Source organism: Pseudomonas sp. NFACC42-2, assembly GCF_900116055.1.
Lineage (GTDB): Bacteria > Pseudomonadota > Gammaproteobacteria > Pseudomonadales > Pseudomonadaceae > Aquipseudomonas > Aquipseudomonas marginalis.
Window position 1 is genome coordinate 18,198 of record NZ_FOZO01000008.1, and the last position, 17,661, is coordinate 35,858.

At 63.1% G+C, this 17,661-nt stretch carries 17 protein-coding genes; 11 read left to right on the top strand and 6 right to left on the bottom strand.

What is annotated here, in order from left to right:
* Positions 1 to 4: 4 nt before the first annotated feature.
* Both BM416_RS16305 and BM416_RS16310 read right to left on the bottom strand, forming a co-directional pair.
* Positions 5 to 937, bottom strand: coding sequence for a transketolase family protein (locus tag BM416_RS16305; RefSeq protein WP_092488736.1), 933 nt, complete (start codon positions 935 to 937; stop codon positions 5 to 7).
* Positions 927 to 1,763, bottom strand: coding sequence for a transketolase (locus BM416_RS16310; protein ID WP_065941830.1), 837 nt, complete (start codon positions 1,761 to 1,763; stop codon positions 927 to 929). Before BM416_RS16310 ends, BM416_RS16305 begins: the two co-directional genes overlap by 11 nt.
* A gap of 361 nt (positions 1,764 to 2,124) precedes the next feature.
* Here BM416_RS16310 and BM416_RS16315 point away from each other — a divergent pair, with 361 nt between their 5' ends.
* From BM416_RS16315 to BM416_RS16355, 9 genes are all read left to right on the top strand, one after another.
* Complete coding sequence (locus tag BM416_RS16315) at positions 2,125 to 3,132, top strand: ABC transporter permease (protein ID WP_092488737.1); 1,008 nt, start codon at positions 2,125 to 2,127, stop codon at positions 3,130 to 3,132.
* A gap of 49 nt (positions 3,133 to 3,181) precedes the next feature.
* A complete protein-coding gene (locus BM416_RS16320) occupies positions 3,182 to 4,114 on the top strand; it encodes a sugar ABC transporter substrate-binding protein (protein ID WP_065924581.1) in 933 nt (310 codons plus the stop codon).
* A gap of 15 nt (positions 4,115 to 4,129) precedes the next feature.
* Positions 4,130 to 5,641, top strand: a complete 1,512-nt coding sequence (locus tag BM416_RS16325) for a sugar ABC transporter ATP-binding protein (protein WP_092488738.1) — start codon at positions 4,130 to 4,132, stop codon at positions 5,639 to 5,641.
* A gap of 315 nt (positions 5,642 to 5,956) precedes the next feature.
* Positions 5,957 to 6,721 (top strand): SDR family oxidoreductase, encoded by a 765-nt coding sequence (locus tag BM416_RS16330; RefSeq protein ID WP_027607265.1) that lies wholly within the window; start codon positions 5,957 to 5,959, stop codon positions 6,719 to 6,721.
* An 11-nt stretch (positions 6,722 to 6,732) separates the two neighbouring features.
* Complete coding sequence (locus BM416_RS16335; RefSeq protein ID WP_027607266.1) at positions 6,733 to 7,533, top strand: SDR family oxidoreductase; 801 nt, start codon at positions 6,733 to 6,735, stop codon at positions 7,531 to 7,533.
* Positions 7,534 to 7,578: 45 nt separating this feature from the next.
* Positions 7,579 to 8,532 (top strand): sugar-binding transcriptional regulator, encoded by a 954-nt coding sequence (locus BM416_RS16340; RefSeq protein WP_092488739.1) that lies wholly within the window; start codon positions 7,579 to 7,581, stop codon positions 8,530 to 8,532.
* 22 nt (positions 8,533 to 8,554) lie between these two features.
* Positions 8,555 to 9,478, top strand: coding sequence for a transaldolase (tal, locus tag BM416_RS16345; protein ID WP_092488740.1), 924 nt, complete (start codon positions 8,555 to 8,557; stop codon positions 9,476 to 9,478).
* A complete protein-coding gene (locus BM416_RS16350; RefSeq protein ID WP_092488741.1) occupies positions 9,475 to 10,470 on the top strand; it encodes a GlxA family transcriptional regulator in 996 nt (331 codons plus the stop codon). Before tal ends, BM416_RS16350 begins: the two co-directional genes overlap by 4 nt.
* Positions 10,471 to 10,596: 126 nt before the next feature.
* Complete coding sequence (locus BM416_RS16355) at positions 10,597 to 11,796, top strand: NAD(P)/FAD-dependent oxidoreductase (RefSeq protein ID WP_092488742.1); 1,200 nt, start codon at positions 10,597 to 10,599, stop codon at positions 11,794 to 11,796.
* A gap of 8 nt (positions 11,797 to 11,804) precedes the next feature.
* On the opposite strand, the gene aqpZ is transcribed toward BM416_RS16355, so the two are convergent.
* From aqpZ to BM416_RS16370, 3 genes are all read right to left on the bottom strand, one after another.
* Complete coding sequence (gene aqpZ / locus BM416_RS16360) at positions 11,805 to 12,500, bottom strand: aquaporin Z (protein WP_371856057.1); 696 nt, start codon at positions 12,498 to 12,500, stop codon at positions 11,805 to 11,807.
* A 128-nt stretch (positions 12,501 to 12,628) separates the two neighbouring features.
* A complete protein-coding gene (locus BM416_RS16365) occupies positions 12,629 to 13,813 on the bottom strand; it encodes a sugar transporter (RefSeq protein WP_092488744.1) in 1,185 nt (394 codons plus the stop codon).
* Between the two features lie 88 nt (positions 13,814 to 13,901).
* On the bottom strand, positions 13,902 to 14,900 hold the full coding sequence (locus BM416_RS16370) for a bile acid:sodium symporter family protein (RefSeq protein WP_027607273.1): 999 nt from the start codon (positions 14,898 to 14,900) through the stop codon (positions 13,902 to 13,904).
* Positions 14,901 to 14,985: 85 nt separating this feature from the next.
* On the opposite strand from BM416_RS16370, the gene BM416_RS16375 reads away from it, so the two are divergent.
* A complete protein-coding gene (locus BM416_RS16375) occupies positions 14,986 to 15,774 on the top strand; it encodes an AraC family transcriptional regulator (protein ID WP_092488745.1) in 789 nt (262 codons plus the stop codon).
* Positions 15,775 to 16,049: 275 nt separating this feature from the next.
* Here BM416_RS16375 and BM416_RS16380 read toward each other — a convergent pair whose 3' ends face one another.
* Positions 16,050 to 17,063, bottom strand: coding sequence for an ABC transporter substrate-binding protein (locus tag BM416_RS16380; RefSeq protein WP_092488746.1), 1,014 nt, complete (start codon positions 17,061 to 17,063; stop codon positions 16,050 to 16,052).
* A 165-nt stretch (positions 17,064 to 17,228) separates the two neighbouring features.
* Between BM416_RS16380 and BM416_RS16385 the strand changes: the two genes are divergently transcribed.
* Positions 17,229 to 17,660, top strand: coding sequence for a hypothetical protein (locus BM416_RS16385; RefSeq protein WP_092488747.1), 432 nt, complete (start codon positions 17,229 to 17,231; stop codon positions 17,658 to 17,660).
* The last annotated feature ends 1 nt before the right edge of the window (position 17,661 follow it).

Here is a 17,661-nt window from a genome sequence, read left to right on the forward strand (position 1 = left end):
GGGTTCACCGCAACCGAGTGGCAGCCGCCACGATCCCAGCCGCGTCGATGTTATGCAAGGCGCGGGTCGGTTCGCGGGCACCGGCGGCGGCGTACTCGCCATCGCCGATACCCAGGCGGATAAGGGCAATGCCCAACCCGGCTTCGGCCAGCACTTCGGCGACCAGGCTGCCGACGCCGCCGTTGATATTGTGTTCTTCCACACTGATGACCGCGCGGGTGCCGCTCAAGGCGCTGAGCAATACATCACGCTGCAAGGGCCGGATCGACGACAGGTTGATCACCTGCGCCTGGATGCCCTGCTCCGCCAGCAATGCCGCCGCCTCCACCGCTTCATGCACCACCGAGCCCAGGGCCACGATGCTCACATCGGCGCCCTGGCGCAGGATGTCTACCTGACCGGGCACAAACTGATAGTCGGCGCCGTGCACGTCGGGCAAGGCTTTGCCGTCGAGACGGATATACACCGGGCCGTGGTAGCGCAGCGCGTAATCGATGATCTGGCGGCACTCGACGGCATCGGCGGGGGCGAAGATCTGCACATTGCCAAACCCGCGCATCACCGAAATATCGTCGAGGCTGTGGTGGGTGCTGGCGAGCGGGCCATAACTGGTGCCGGCATTCAGGCCGAACATCTTCACGTTGGCCTGGTTGTAGCAAACGTCCACCTTGATCTGCTCATTGGCCCGCGAGATCAGGAACGGCGCCGCGTTGCAGGTAGCGGCGATCTTGCCACCCAGGGCCAGGCCCGCCGCGACGCTGACCAGGGATTGCTCGGCAATGCCGACGTTGATCAGGCGCTCGGGAAAGCGCTGGGCAAACGGGCCGATCTTGGCCGTGGAGGTGGAGTCGCTGACCACCGGCACTACGTCCAGCCCGGCCTCGACGGCAGCGATAAACGCTTGCACCATGACGCTCGCCAAATGTTCACTCGCCATGGTTCAACTCCTCCAATGCTGCGTTGATTTCATCACCCTTGGGCACGCGGTGGTGCCATTCGGGGCGGGCTTCGATAAACGACACGCCCTTGCCTTTGATGGTGTGGGCGATCAGCACCTGGGGCGCGCCGGTCTTGGTCTGCATGCTTTCCAGGGCTTCGATCAATTGGCCAACATCGTTACCGTCGCACTCGCTGACGCGAAAGCCGAAGGCCGCCCATTTCACGTCCAGCGGGTCCAGCGGCATGATCTCGGCGGTCAACCCGGCAAGCTGCAGTTTGTTTTTGTCGACGATCACAAACAGGTTATCCAGGCCGTACTTGGCTGCCGCCATCGCCGCTTCCCAGTTGGAGCCTTCGGCCAGTTCGCCGTCGCCGGTGAGCACGTAGATGCGCTTGTTGCTGCCGGACATCTTCGCCGCCAGGGCCAGCCCGACCGCCACCGGCAAACCGTGGCCGAGGGCGCCGGTGTTCAGTTCGATGCCGGGGGTTTTCTGCCGTACCGGGTGGCCGGGCAGGTGCGAGTTGAAGTGCTGGTAGGTGGGCAGCCACTCGGTGGGGATGTAGCCCGCCTGCGCCAGGCAGCAGTACAAACCGCCGACGCCGTGGCCCTTGCTCTGGATATAAATATCGCGCTCGGGGTCTTCGGTGCGTTCCGGGCCGGTGTTGAGGATGCGGAAATACAGGGTGGCGAGGATGTCGGTTTCGGAAAGGTCCGCCCCGGTGTGGCCGCCGGCCGGTGAGTCGGCATTCAGGCGGATCACATGGCGACGGATCAGGCGGGCCTGTTCCTTGATCTGGTGGGCGTCGTACTGGAAGGCATTCATGCAGCGGCTCCTTTGAGGCTGACCACGCGGGGTGAAAGTGTCCAAGGCTGTCTTTGAATATTTATTCAGCAGTGACAATATATTTCTATTTAGACGCCGATCCTCTGGCAGGTCAAGTGAGCGAACCGCCGAAAAATCAAATAAAGCTCGGAAATAGCCCTCGGACAAACGGCCAAAATCCCACGTCGGCATCTCTAGTCCGTGGCTTTGCGCCGGGCAAAAACACCGCTTCAGCGGCAGGCAAGAAAAATTAAGCGCTTGACTTTGACACGGTGCCACTGGAATCTGAATTAACAGTCAGGCACGCATAAATATTCACGACGCCTGAAGCACTCCAAAAAAAATAACTCAGGAGAACACTGTGGACGCCAAAGCTATTGTCCAGCACCCGGCCGAACTCAAGCCGCCACCTCGCCCACGCATTGTCAAACTGCTGCCCAGCAATATCGGCGGCCCGCTGATCGGGCTGGTGCTGCTGGTGCTGGTCTTCTCCTTCAGTTCCGAATTCTTCTTTTCGTTGCGCAATGGCCTGAACATCCTCGATCAGGTCACGGTGCTGGGCATCCTGGCGATCGGCATGACAGCGGTGATCGTGATCGGCGGCATCGACCTGTCGGTCGGCTCGGTGCTGGCCTTCTCGATGATGATGTTCGGCTGGCTGTATCAGGATCAGGCGGTGCCCCTGGGCTTTGCGATTCCGATCTCGATTGCCAGCGGCATGCTCGCCGGGCTGGTCTCCGGCGCGTTGATCACCTACGCCAAGCTGCCACCCTTTATTGCCACGCTGACCATGATGTCCGTGGCCCGTGGCCTGGCGAATATCCTCACCGAAGGCCGGCAGATCGTCGGCTACCCGGACTGGTTCACCAGCCTGGCGACGGTGCGCCACTTTGGTTTCCTCTCGGCCACCGTGGGCCTGTTCCTGGTGATGCTGGTGGTGGCCTGGGTGTTCCTGCGCTTTCGTGCCGGTGGCCGCAACCTCTACGCCATGGGCGGCAGCCCCGAAGTGGCGCGGTTGTCGGGCATCAAGGTGCGGGCGATTACCCTGTGGGTGTACGCCATCAGCGGTGCGCTGGCCGGCATCGCCGCGGTGACCCTGGCCGCGCGCCTGGACTCTTCGCAACCGAGTGCCGGGCTGAGCCTGGAACTGGACGCCATCGCCGCCGTGGTGATTGGCGGCGCCAGCCTCAGTGGCGGCGTCGGCAGCATCGGCGGCACCCTGGTGGGCGTACTGATCATTGGCGTATTGCGCAATGGCCTCAACCTGCTCGGCGTCTCGCCCTTTATTCAACAAGTGGTGATCGGCGTGGTCATCGCCCTCGCCGTCACCATCGACACCCTGCGACGCCGCTCCAGCACTGCCCGTTAACCTGTTCGACAGTTGACACCCTCCAACAATAAAACCAGGAGTCACCGACATGTTCAGCCCCAAGAAATTGCTGTTGGCCACCGCTCTCGCCGCCGCCACCCTTACCGTTGCCGGCACCACCTGGGCCAAGGATTTGACCATCGGCCTGGCCGTGGCCAACCTGCAGGCCGACTTCTTCAACCAGATCAAGCAATCGGTGGAAGCCGAAGGCAAAGCCAAGGGGGTCAAGGTGATCACCGTGGACGCCCAGGGCAACTCGTCCACCCAGGTCAGCCAGATCGAAGACCTGATCACCCGCCAGATCGACGTGCTGATCTACATCCCGGCCGGGGCCACTGCTGCCGGTGTGCCGGTGAAAGCCGCCAAGGCCGCAGGCATCCCGGTGATCGCCGTGGACCGCAACGCCCCCGACGCACCGGGCGACACCTTTATCGCCAGCGACAGCGTGGCCGGCGCCAAGACCCTGGCCGAGTACGTGGGCAAGATCACCGACGGCAAGGGCCGCATTGCGATCCTGCAAGGCCAGATCGGCACCACGCCGGAGAATGATCGCGCCAAGGGTTTTGAAGAGGGCCTGAAAGCCTTCCCGGACCTCAAGGTCGTCGCCCAGCAACCGGCCGAATGGGCCCAGGACAAAGGCTTCGCCGTGGCCCAGGACCTGCTCCAGCGTGACCCGAACATCACCGTGTTCTTCGGCCGTGCCGATGCCATGGCCTTGGGCGCTGCCCAGGCGGTGAAAGTCGGCAACCTCGATCACAAGGTGGTCGTGGTCGGTTTCGACGGTGACGTGGCCGGGCTCAAGGCCGTGCAAAGCGGTGTGCTGAACGCGACCATGACCCAGCAGACGCAGAAAATGGGGCGCCTGGCCGTGGCCTCGGCCATCGACCTCAAAGCCGGCAAGACCCTGCCCAAGGAGCAGTTGTTGCCCACCGTGCTGACCACTAAAGAAAACGTCGCGCCGTTCCTGCAACAGCACCCGTAAGCCTTGGAGGTCGTCATGCAAGCAGCAGCCGTTGACACCGCTCGATCCGACGCGGTGCTGTGCCTGCGCAATATCAGCAAGGCCTACGGGCCGGTGCAGGTGTTGTCGCAGGTCAACGTGGACATTCGCCCCGGCGAGGTATTGGCCCTGCTCGGTGAGAACGGGGCGGGCAAGTCGACCTTGTCGTCGATCATCGCCGGGCTGGTGCAACCGGAAGCCGGGGGCAGCATGACCTGGCTCGGCGCGCCCTACGCGCCGGCTTCACCGGGGGCCGCGCTGGGCGCCGGGATCGGCCTGATCCACCAGGAAATCCGCCTGCTGCCGCAACTGTCGATCGCCGAGAACATCTTCGTCGGCCGCCTGCCCATGCGCCGTGGGCGGGTGGATCGCGAGTACATGGAGGCCCAGGCGCAGATCCAACTCGAACGCCTGGGCCTCAAGGTGCCGGCCTCGCGCAAGGTCGAAGGCCTGAGCGTGGCGGCCCAGCAACTGGTGGAAATCGCCAAGGCGCTGACGCTGAAGGCCAGCCTGTTGATCCTCGATGAACCCACCGCCGCATTGGGTGGCGAGGAAACCGAGCTGCTGTTCAAGCAGGTGGAACGGCTGAAGGCCGAGGGTGTGTCGTTTATCTATATCAGCCACCGCCTGGAAGAAATCGCACGCATCGCCGACCGCGTGCTGGTGCTGCGCGACGGTCGCCAGATCGCCTTGCACGCCACGGCCCAGGTGCCGGTGCGGGAGTTGGTCGAGCAGATGGTCGGGCGCAGCCTGGAGCGGATCTTCCCTGCATTGCAGGCGCCCCAGGAGCAGGTGATGTTGCAGGTCAAGGCGTTGAGCTGCCGTGAGTTTGCCTTGCACGGCATCGACTTCAGCGTGCGTGCCGGCGAGGTATTCGGCATTGCCGGGGTGGTCGGCGCCGGGCGAACCGAACTGGTGCGTACCATTGCCGGCGCGGCCCAGGACATCCAGGGGCATATGCTGCTGGATGGCGAGGTCCGCCAGTTGCGCTCGCCCTTCGAGGCGATCCAGGCCGGCGTGGTGCTGGTGCCCGAAGACCGCAAGCAGCAAGGCGTGGTGGTGGAACACCGTATCGAAGACAACCTGATCTATGGCAACACCGACCTGCTGGATAAACGCGGTTGGGTGTTCCCTGCCCCACTGCGCGAATTCGCGCGCACGGCGGCGGCGCGACTGGGGGTCAAAGGTGCGCCGCAGTCGCGGATCTCCAGCCTGTCTGGCGGTAACCAGCAGAAGGTGATCATCGCCAAGTGGCTGGCGCGCAACCCCAAGGTGTTCATCCTCGATGAGCCCACACGCGGCATCGACGTGGGCGCGCGGGCGGCAATTTATGAAGTGATCGCGGACCTGGCGGCCAAGGGCATGGCGGTGATTGTGGTCAGTTCCGACCTGGATGAAGTGCTGGGCTTGTCCCATCGGGTGATGGTGATGAGCCGGGGACGGCAGATGGGGATTCTGGAGCGTGGCGAGGCCACGCCGGTGTCGGTGATGGAGATGGCCACCGCCTAGGCAACCGGTCCTCACAGACAATGGAGATCCCCCTCCCACAGGGGATCTACTGTGATTTCAAGATTGGAGTTATCCAGGCAACTTGTTAGACGGGGATTCTGGATCGCGGCGAGGCCGTCCCGGTTTCGGTGATGGAAATGGCTACCGCATAACCAAATACCTACAAAGATCCAACTGTGGGAGGGGGCTTGCCCCCGATGAGGGAGTGTCAGTGGATGCATCTGTCACTGAATCACCGCCATCGGGAGCAAGTCGAATCGTCGCACCGCCCCTCCCACAAGGGGTCTACTGTGATTTCAAAAATTGGAGTTAGTCATGCAGCTTTTTAGTCTTCAAGGCCAAGTGGCCTTTGTCACCGGCGCCGGCAGCGGCATTGGCCAGGCTATCGCCGTCGGGCTCGCCGAAGCCGGTGCCGATGTAGCCTGCTTTGATCTTCCGGGCAGCCCCGGCATCGCCAGCACCGTAGAACGCATCCAGGCCCTGGGCCGGCGCGCCCTGGCCTTGAGCGGCACCGTCACCGAGCGGGCCGCCCTGGATGCAGCGGTCGCGCGCACCGAGCACGAACTCGGCCCACTCAGCGTGGCCGTCAACTGCGCCGGCATCGCCAATGCCCAGGCCGCCGAAGACCTGGAGCTGCAACGCTGGCAAACCACCCTGGACATCAACCTCACCGGCATTTTCCTCAGCTGCCAGGCCCAGGCCGCGGTGATGTTGCCGCGTGGCAAAGGCGCCATCGTCAATATCGCCTCCATGTCCGGCAGCATCGTCAACCGCGGGCTGTTGCAGGCGCACTACAACACCTCCAAGGCCGGGGTGATCCACCTGAGCAAAAGCCTGGCGATGGAATGGGCCGACAAAGGCCTTCGGGTCAACTGCATCAGCCCCGGCTACACCGCCACGCCGATGAATTCACGCCCGGAAGTCGCCGACCAGGTGAAGATCTTTGAACAGACTACGCCCATGGGCCGCATGGCCAGCGTGGACGAAATGGTCGGCCCGGCGATTTTCCTGGTCAGCCAGGCCTCGTCTTTCTGCACCGGTGTCGACCTGCTGGTCGATGGTGGTTTTGTCTGCTGGTAAGGAGTTTTGTCATGTCGCAACGTTTCAGCGGTAAAACCATCGTGATCACCGGCGCCTGCCGTGGCATCGGTGCCGGCATTGCCGAGCGCTTCGCCCAGGAAGGTGCCAACCTGGTGCTGGCCTCCAACGACCTGGAGCGCGTGACATTCACCGCCGATCAACTGGCCCGGGAATACAAGGTCGACACCCTGGCCCTGGGCATCGACGTGACCCGCGAAGAAGACATCGAAACCCTCTACCGCGAAGGCCACGCGCGCTTCGGCAGCATCGACGTGTCGGTGCAGAACGCCGGCATCATCACCATCGACCACTACGACAAGATGCCCCGCGCCGACTTCGACAAGGTGCTGCAGGTCAACACCACCGGCGTGTGGCTGGGTTGCCGGGAAGCGGCCAAATACATGGTCAAGCAAGGCAGCGGACGCTTGATCAACACCTCGTCCGGCCAGGGCCGCCAGGGGTTTATCTACACCCCGCACTACGCCGCGAGCAAAATGGGCGTGATCGGCATTACCCAGAGCCTGGCGCTGGAACTGGCGCGGCATAACATCACCGTGAACGCGTTCTGCCCCGGCATCATCGAAAGCGAGATGTGGGACTACAACGACCGCGTGTGGGGCGAGATCCTCAGCACCGACGAAAAACGCTACGGCAAGGGTGAACTGATGGCCGAATGGGTCAGGAACATCCCCCTGCGCCGGGCCGGCAAGCCCTCGGATGTCGCCGGCCTGGTGGCGTTCCTGGCCTCGGATGACGCGGCCTACCTGACCGGCCAGGCGATCAATATCGACGGCGGCCTGATCATGTCGTAAGGGTTTGGTATCCTCACCCGCATTGATGTCATCACTGAGGCCTTCATGAGCCAGATCGAAGAACAGCGCCTGATCACCAAGATCGCGAGCCTCTATTACGAAGACGGGCTCAAGCAGTCCGAGATTTCCGCCCAGCTGGACCTGTCCCAATCCTTTATCAGCCGCGCCCTGCGCCGGGCGCTGCAGGAAGGCGTGGTGAAGATCAGCGTGATGCGCCTGCAAGGCCTGCACCTGGAGCTGGAAAACCAATTGCAACGCCGCTACGACGTGCGCCAGGTGATCGTGGTGGAAGCCACCGAGCCCGGCAACGATGAAAGCATCAAGCAAGCCATCGGCTCGGCGGCTGCCCACTACCTGGAGACCAGCCTGTCGCCCCAGGACCATATCGGCATTTCGTCGTGGAGCAGCACCATTCGCGCCATGGTCGGCCACCTGCATGCCCAGCCGGGCAAACAAGGCGCCCAGGAAGTGGTACAACTGTTGGGCGGTGTCGGCCACAAAGGCGCGTTTGAAGCCACCCTCCTCACCCAGCGCCTGGCCACCCTGCTCAACTGCCCGGCGTTCCTGCTGCCATCGCAAAGCATCGAGCAATCGGTGGAAAGCAAACAGCGCATCGTGCAGATGGAAGAGGTCAGGGAAGTGCTGCAACGCTTTGACAGCATCACCCTGGCGATCGTCGGCATCGGCGACCTGGAACCCTCGCAGTTGCTGCGCAACAGTGGCAACTACTACACCGAGGACATGCTGCGCCTGCTGGCCGAACGCGGTGCCGTCGGCGATATCTGCCTGCGCTACTTCGATGCCCAGGGCAAGCCGGTGCTGGAGGAAGATGAAGAATTCGTGGTCTCGGTGGCGCTCCCCAAGTTGCGCGGTATCCACCGCGTGCTCGGCCTGGCCGGCGGGCTGAACAAGGTCCAGGCCATTCGTGGCGCGCTCAAGGGCGGCTACCTGGACATCCTGATCACCGACCTGGACACCGCACAGGCCCTCAACCAATAACCTTTTTTGGAGATTGCCGCTCATGACGTCCAAACTCGAACAACTCAAGCAATTCACCACCGTGGTCTGCGACACCGGCGACCTGGAAGCCATCAGCCGCCTGCGCCCGGTGGACGCCACCACCAACCCGTCGCTGCTGCTCAAGGCCGCCGCGATCCCGGAATACGCCGAGCTGCTGCGCAATGCCGTCAACCTGGCCAAGGGCGACGTCGGCCTGGCCTGCGACCACTTCGCGGTGTCAGTGGGTGCCGGCATTTTGAAGGTCATTCCCGGGCGTATTTCCACCGAAGTCGACGCGCGCCTGTCCTTCGATGAAGACGCGCTGTGGGCCAAGGCCAACCAGTTGATCGCCCTGTACGACCAGGCCGGTATCAGCCGCGACCGCGTGCTGATCAAGCTCGCCTCCACCTGGGAAGGCATCCGTACGGCCGAACGCCTGGAAAAAGCCGGTATCCAGACCAACCTCACCCTGCTGTTCTCGTTCGCCCAGGCCCAGGCCTGCGCCGACGCCGGGGTGTTCCTGATCTCACCGTTCGTGGGCCGCATCTACGACTGGTACCGCAAGAACACCGGCCTGGACTACACCGGCGCTGATGACCCGGGTGTGCAATCGGTGACGCGCATCTACAACTACTACAAGGCCAACCAGATCAACACCGTGGTGATGGGCGCAAGCTTCCGCACCCTCAGCCAGATCGAACAGCTGGCGGGATGCGATCGCCTGACCATCAGCCCGGAGCTGCTGCGGAAGCTCGACGAAGACCAGGGCACGCTGGCACGCAAATTGGTACCGGTGACCGAAGGCGAAGCGCGCCAGCCAATGAATGAAGCGCAGTTCCGCTGGGCGTCGAATGAAGATGCGATGGCCACGGAGAAGCTGGCGGAAGGGATTCGACAGTTTGCGCGGGATCAGGAAAAACTCGAGGCGGTGTTGTCGGCGCTATGACCCCCGTCCAGCCGCTCGGCCAGTCGCGCACCTTGGTGTTCCTGGCCTACCCGCAAATGGGCCTGCTCGACCTGACCGGTGCCCAGACCGTGTTCTGGGCTGCCACCAAGGCCATGGTCGAGCGTGGCCTGCCGGGCTATGTGGTGCACACCGCCAGCCTGGCGGGCGGCTTGATGCCAACGGCCGAAGGATTGAGCGTCGACACCCTGCCATTGGCGCAATTTGACCCCGCCGCCCTGGACACCTTGATCGTACCCGGCGCCCCCGCCATTCAACAGGCGCTGGCCGCCAACACCGACCTGGTGGTCTGGCTGCGTCACGCCTCCACTCGGGCCCGGCGCACGGCCTCGGTGTGCAGCGGTACCTTCCTGCTGGCCCAGGCCGGCTTGCTCCAGGGCCGACGTGCTGCCACGCACTGGGCGATGTGCGACATGCTCAAGCGCGGGTTTCCCAGCATCGATGTGGACATGGACGCGATCTTTGTCCAGCAAGGCAATGTGTGGACGTCGGCAGGCGTAAGTGCCGGCATCGACCTTGCGCTGGCGTTGGTAGAGGCCGATTGCGGGCGTCACATCGCCCTGCAAGTGGCACGGGAACTGGTGGTGTTCCTCAAAAGGCCCGGCGGCCAGGCCCAGTTCAGCCAACTGCTGCAAGCCCAGACCGACGACACTGCCGGTTTCGACGCCTTGCACCTGTGGATCGCCGACAACCTTAGCGACAGCGAGCTTACGGTGGAGCGCCTGGCAGAACAAAGTCGCATGAGCCCGCGCAACTTCGCCCGGGTCTACAAGCAAAAAACCGGGCGCACCCCGGCCAAAGCCATCGAGTTGTTTCGCGTGGAAGCCGCACGGCGCCTGCTGGAAGACTCCCAGCGCAACATCGACCAGGTGGCGCACCTGTGTGGCTTCGGCGATGAAGAACGCATGCGCTACACCTTCCATCGCCACCTTTCGATTTCCCCTCGCGACTACCGCGCGCGCTTTTCCCGCTGACGGCAGGCCGCTTGGCAGTCATTCAGGGTTTTCTGTCCTACCCGCCAAACCGCGGCGCTCTTAGAGTAGGCCGGTAACGCATTGCGCCTTGAGCAATCGTATCGACCTGGTCCCTGGAGCATCCCCATGAAGCAGCACATCCTTATCATCGGCGCCGGGTTCGGCGGTGTCTGGAGCGCCTTGAGCGCCGCGCGCCTGCTGGATAAACATGATCGCCATGACGTGCAGATCAGCGTCCTGGCCCCACAGCCGGCGCTACGCATTCGCCCACGTTTCTACGAGGCCGACGTGCATGCCATGCAGGCGCCGCTAGGCCCATTGTTTGCGGCAGTCGGCGTGGACTTCATCGAGGGCGCCGCCGACCGCATCGATGAACACGGCAAGCAGGTGACCTACCGCAACGCGGCGGGCATCCCCACTACCCTCAAGTACGATCGCCTGGTGCTGGCTGCCGGCAGTCGTCTCAATCGCCCGCAGATGGACGGCCTCCAGCACGTGTTCGATGTGGACCAGATCGAAGACGCCACGCGCCTCGAAGCCCATATCAAGGGTTTGAAAAACCTGCCCGACAGCCCGGCACGCAACACCGTGGTGGTGGCCGGCGGCGGGTTTACCGGGATCGAGACCGCCACCGAAATGCCCGCGCGCCTGCGCGAAGCATTGGGTGACAGCGCCAATATCCGTGTGATCGTGGTGGACCGCGGCCCGCAGATTGCGGCATCCATGGGCGATGGCATTCGCCCGTCCATCGTCGAAGCCAGCGAACACCTGGGCCTCGAATGGCGATTGAACACCTCCGTAGCCGCGGTGGATGCCGGCGGCGTGACCCTGGCCGATGGGCAACGCATTGAGTCCAGCACCGTGATCTGGACTATCGGCTTTCGCGCCAACCCGCTGACCGAACAGGTCAGCGGCACCCGTGACCCCCAAGGCCGCCTGCATGTGGACGGCAACCTCAAGGTGAAGGGCCAGGCCGATGTTTTTGCCGCCGGTGATGTGGCCTACGCCGCCACCGACGACCTGGGTAACTTCGCCGGTATGTCCTGCCAGCACGCCATCGCCCTGGGCCGCTACGCCGGCAACAACGTCGCCGCCGAACTGATCGGCGTGGCCCCGATGACCTACAGCCAACCCAAATACGTCACCTGCCTCGACCTGGGTGCCTGGGGCGCGGTGTATACAGAGGGCTGGGATCGTCAACTCAAGCTGGTGGGCCAGGAAGCCAAGGAGCTCAAGCAGCAGATCAACACGGTGTGGATCTACCCGCCAGCCGCCGAACGGGCCACCGCCCTGGCGGCGGCTGACCCGCTGATTCCGGTGGCCTGACCCCGACGTCAGCCCTGTGGCGCATTCACCGTCAGGCCACGCGCCACCCACGCCCCCAGCACCCCGCCCACTATCGGCGCCAGCCAGAACAACCACAGCTGCGCAATGTACTCACCGCCGGCAAACAACGCCGGCCCGGTGCTGCGCGCAGGGTTGACCGAGGTGTTGGTCACCGGGATCAGGATCAGGTGAATCAGGGTCAGTGCCAGGCCGATGGCAATCGGCGCAAAACCGGCGGCCGCGCCTGGTGCGGTGACGCGCATGATGATCAGCACAAAGAAGAACGTGGCGATGACTTCGGCCAGCAACGCCGCCTTCATATCGAACAGGCCCGGACTCAGTTCGCCGTAGCCGTTGGCGGCAAAGCCACCCATGTCGAAACCGGGCTGGCCGTTGGCGATCACGTACAGCGCCGCAGCGGCAGCCAGCGCGCCAATGACCTGCGCCGCGATGTAGGGCAGCACATCCCCACCGCATATACGGCGCCCTACCCACAGGCCGATGGTGACGGCCGGATTGAAATGCCCCCCGGAGATGCCACCCACGGCATAGGCCATGGTCAGCACGGAGAGCCCGAATGCCAGGGAAACCCCTGCGAAACCTATGCCCAACCCAGGAAATGCGGCCGCTAGAATGGCACTGCCACATCCCCCGAAGGTCAGCCAGAAGGTACCCAGAAACTCTGCGGTCAAACGTTTTTGCACAGTCGACTCCATTGCTGTTCAAGCGCCGTCACCACAGGCTGTGGGCGGTCCTGGGCGACGGTAGCAATGGGCATCGAGGGGCCCTGTAAGACTTGTCTGGTTCTATTTAAGCTGCGGCGCTTCGCACGTCAGTCCTGCACAACTCCGGTCCCAAACTTGCGAATCGCCAGGCAATACCCGATCAACGCCAGCGCCGCCAGCAACCCGCCCGCCACGCCGACCCAGGCGAAGCCGAAGTGGCTGCCAACCCAACTGCCCATCAGGGCGCCACCGCCAATGCCGATGTTGTAGATGCCGGAGAACATCGCCATGGCCACGTCGGTGGCGTCCGGGGCCAGCACCAGCACCTTGGACTGCATGGCGAGGCCGAAGCCCATGATCGCCATGCCCCAGAACACGCTGAGGATCACCAGGTACGACTCGGCACCGCTCAAGGGCAGCATCAGCGCCAGGCACGCGGCCAGGATAAACACCGCGCCGACCACGAACAGGTGGGGGTTGAAGCGGTGCACCAGGCTGAACAACAGCGAACCGATGATGCCCGCGCCGCCGAACACCAGCAGGATCAGGGTCACCGCGCTGCCGCTCATGCCGGCCACGCCTTCGACGAAGGGTTCGATGTAGCTGTAGGCGGTGAATTGCGCGGTCACGGTCATGGCGGTGAGCACATACAGCGCCACCAGCGCCGGACGCTTGAACAGCAGTGGCAGGCTGCGCAGGGAGCCGGAGTTCTGGCTCGGCAGCAAGGGCAAGGTGCGCGCCAGCCAGAACACCAGGGCGGCGGCGAACGCGCCGATCACCAGGAACGTGGTGCGCCAACCCATGGCTTCGCCGAGCAGACGCCCCAGGGGGATACCCAGCACCATCGCCAGGGACGTACCGGTGGCGAGCAGGCCGAGGGCTTGCACCTGCTTGCCTTCCGGCGCCAGGCGTACCGCCAGGGACGCGGTGATCGACCAAAACAGCGCATGGGACAAGGCAATGCCGACGCGGCTGACCATCAACAGGCCGAAACTGGTGGCCACGCTGGAAAGGATATGGCTGGCGATAAACAGGCAGAACAGCACGATCAGCAGCTTGCGTCGCTCGACGTTACGCGTCAGCAGCATCACCGGCAGCGAGGTCAGGGACACGATCCAGGCATAGATGGTGAGCATCAGGCCGACGCTGGAAACCGGCATGTCGAAGCTGGCGCCAATGGCGCTGAGCAGGCCGACGGGGACGAATTCGGTGGTGTTGAACACAAAGGCGGCCAACGCCAGGGCGATGACCGGTTGCCAGTTGGCTTGGGGGGTTGCGGCTGAAATGCTCATTTACAGGTCGTCGTACTCGGTTTCCGCGCGGGTCAAGGCGGCCCAATGCCGGCCCTTGAGCAGCGCGGAAAAATAGTAACACGGACCTTCAAGGATCGACCTGTGCCATCAGTTCCGGGATTGACTCCGGTCGCTTGGCATAACGCTGGGCCAACGCCGCACAGACCATCAACTGGATCTGGTGAAACAGCATCAACGGCAAAATCAGCACGCCCATGCTCGCCCCGGCGAACAGCACCTGGGCCATCGGCACACCAGTGGCCAAGCTCTTCTTCGAGCCGCAGAACAGGATGGTGATGCGATCTTCCTGATTAAAGCCAAAGGCCTTGCCCAACAGAGTGGACGCCACCAGCACCAAGGCCAGCAACACGCAGCAGGCCACCACCAGGCCGCCCAGTTCCCACAGCGGGATCTGGTGCCAGATGCCTTCGTTGACCGCTTCGCTGAACGCGCCGTACACCACCAGCAGGATCGAGCCCTGGTCGACGAACTTAAGCCAGGCTTTATTGCGCCCCACCCACGCGCCGATCCAGCGGCGGGCGATTTGCCCGGCGATAAACGGCAGCAGCAGTTGCACGCTGATTTTCAGGATCGCATCGACGGTAGAGCTGCCCTCGCCGTGCACATTGAGCAACAGCGTCACCAGCAACGGCGTCAGGAAGATGCCGAACAGGCTGGAGGCCGCCGCGCTGCAGATCGCCGCCGGGATGTTGCCCCGCGCCAGCGAAGTAAAGGCAATCGCCGACTGCACCGTGGCCGGCAAGGCGCAGAGGTAGAGCATGCCCATGTACAGGTCTTTGCCGATCAGCGGCGACAGCACCGGTTTGAGCGCAAGGCCCAGCAGCGGGAACAGTACAAAAGTCAGGCTGAACACCAGCAGGTGCAGGCGCCAGTGGCCCGCGCCGGCGACGATGGCCTGGCGCGACAGCTTGGCGCCGTGCAGGAAAAACAGCAGCGCGATGGCCAGGTTGGTGACCCAGCCGAAGGCCACGGCGGTCTGGCCGCTGGCGGGCAGCAGGGAGGCGAGGATCACCGTGGCGATCAAGGTCAGGGTGAAGTTGTCGGGCAGAAAACGGGGGCGAGTCATAAGCGAATCTTCCGGGGGTTGCCAAGAGCGTCATGGCGACTCTAACGTAACGGCTTGTTACCGACTAACGCCAATGAGCCAGTAAATGCCGCCTAAAGGACATGCCAACACCGTACGCCGCAGTGTGCCTGGGCTTTCCAGCCTGCCACGGCCGGTGTATGGGCGCACCGAATCGCTGCCCAACCGCGCCCTGACCCGCCGGCACAGCCACCCGTGGGTGCAATTGTCCTACGCCATTTCCGGGGTGCTGGAGATCCAGACCAGCGCCGGCCGCTTCGTCGCGCCGCCCCAGCGGGCGGTGTGGATCCCCGCGGGCATGCCGCATCGGGTGTACAGCTCGCCCCACACCGAGATGCGCAGCCTGTACCTCGATTGCAGCGTCACCACTTGGGCCGCCGAACGCTGCCAGGTGCTGGAGGTGAGCAGCCTGCTGCGCGAGTTGATCCGCAGCTTCAGCGAGCTGCCGGTGGAATATGCCGAGGATGGGCCGGATGGGCGCCTGGTCCAGGTAGTGCTCGACCAACTCGCCGCAGCGCCCAAGGTCGACTTGATGCTGCCATTGCCCCATGACCCAAGGTTGCGACAGATCTATCGCAGCTTGAGCCTGCGCCCGGAACAGCAAACTACCCTGGGACACTGGAGCGAGAAACTGGGGGTCAGCGAAAAGACGCTGAGCCGCCTGTTTTTGAAGGACACCGGCCTGACATTTCGGGCCTGGCGCCAGCGTTTAAGGTTGTTGAGCGCCCTGCCCGCCCTGGAGCAAGGCGAACGGGTGACGGATGTGGCGTTGAACTGTGGCTATGAGTCCACGTCGGCGTTTATCAACGCGTTTCGGCAGCAGTTCGATGCCACGCCGGGTGAGTTCTTCCGATGACACTTCAAACGCTGAGTATCAAATGTGGGAGAGGGTTTGCCCTAATGCCGATCAGTTAAGAAGTAGAACGGGTAAAAATTAACCTGTGGCGAGGGAGCTTGCTCCCGTTGGACTGCGCAGCAGTCCCGTTTTTTTCAAACAAAGAGCTGGGGCCGCTTCGCGGCCCAACGGGAGCAAGCTCCCTCGCCACAGGTACGGTGTCCGAACTGAACTGTCTGGCATTGGGGCTTGCCCCCTCCCACAATGTTGACCGTACTTCCAATGGGGATCGACGTTCAGCTGCCGTTACCGCCATGGGCCTCTTCAAAGAAGTAGTCCTTCCAGCTCGCCGCCTTGTTTTTCAGTACGCCCAGTTCCTGCAATTTCTCGGCGTAGATATAGGTACGCTGCGGCACGATAGTGAAATCGATTTCCGGGTCCTGGACGATTTTTTCCACCAGGTCCAACGGCAGCTTGGACTGTTCTACACGGATATACGCCTTGGCCGCTGCCGGCTTGTCGGCCTTGATGATCTGCTCGGCTTCGGCCAGCGCGGCGTAGAACGCCTGGTAGGTCTTGGGGTTTTCGTCGTGGAATTTCTGTGTGGTGTACAGCACGTTGAACGTCGCCGGACCGCCAAGGATGTCGTAGGAACTGAGCACCTTGTGCACATTGGGGTTCAACAGTTCCTGGTACTGGAACGGCGGGCTGGAGAAGTGCGCGTTGATCTCCGAACCACCGGCAATCAACGCGGCGGTGGCGTCGGGATGGGCCAGGCTGATGGAGATGTCATCGAACTTCTTGTAGTTGGCATCACCGAACTGCCTGGCGGTTTCAATCTGTAAGGTGCGCGACTGGAAACCCACCCCGGCGGCAGGCACGGCGATGCGGTCCTTCTCGCTGAAGTCCTTGAGGGTCTTCACGTTGGGGTTGTTGGTCAGCAGGTAGTTGGGCATCGAGCCCAAGGAGGCGATGGCCTTGACGTTCTGTTTGCCCTTGGTACGGTCCCACAGGGTTAGCATCGGCGGCACACCGGCGGACACCACATCCAGGGCGCCGGCCAGCAGCGATTCGTTCATGGCGGTGGCGCCGGAAATGCTGTTCCATTCCACCTGGATGTCCAGGCCCTGGGCCTTGCCGTGTTTTTCGATCAGGTGCTGGTCGCGCACCACATCGAGGATCAGGTAGCCGATGCCGAATTGCTGGGCGATGCTGATCTTGCCTTCGGCCTGGGCACCAGGGCTGAGCAAGACGCTGGCGGCGGCGAGGGACGCGGCCAGGAGGGTCAGGGAGGAACGCTTGAACGTCATGGGGAATCTGCCGCGTTTTCGAGAAGGTGATGGAGCGTAGCCGCGGTTTTTTAGACAGCAAAAGAATATCTGGGTCTATTGTTATGCAAATACCCCTAAAACGGCGCGCGACTGGTATCGTGCCGCGCTTTGAAAAAACTGCCGCACACTGCGAGGAACTGCACGTTGAACACTGACGAAAAAATGACCGGGGACCTGTTCGAGGTGGATAAGCGCCTGTCACTCAAACCCGTGGTGGACTTCAACAGCTACGTGCGCAGCGCTTTCGGCGACGGTCCGTGCACCTGCATTCGTTGCACCGCCAGCGGCGGTGACGAAACCGGTTACGCGTTCCAGCACACCTTCAGCTTCGACGGCAAACCGACCCAGCGCCGCTTTGCCTCCACGGCGGGCAGTGATGTGTTGATGGCGCTGAAAAAGGCCTGGTTGTCCTTCACCAAGGCTGAGCTGCCTTCGAATGGCCCGCTGGCGCTGGAGACGGTGAAGGAATTTGTCGAACCGCAGTTGCACAAGCGCCTGGCGCCGCTGTTCCTCGCCAGTGGGCTGGTCAAGGAGGTGGACGGCGAGTTGCACCTGCAGCCACAAGCTGCGGCCTGAA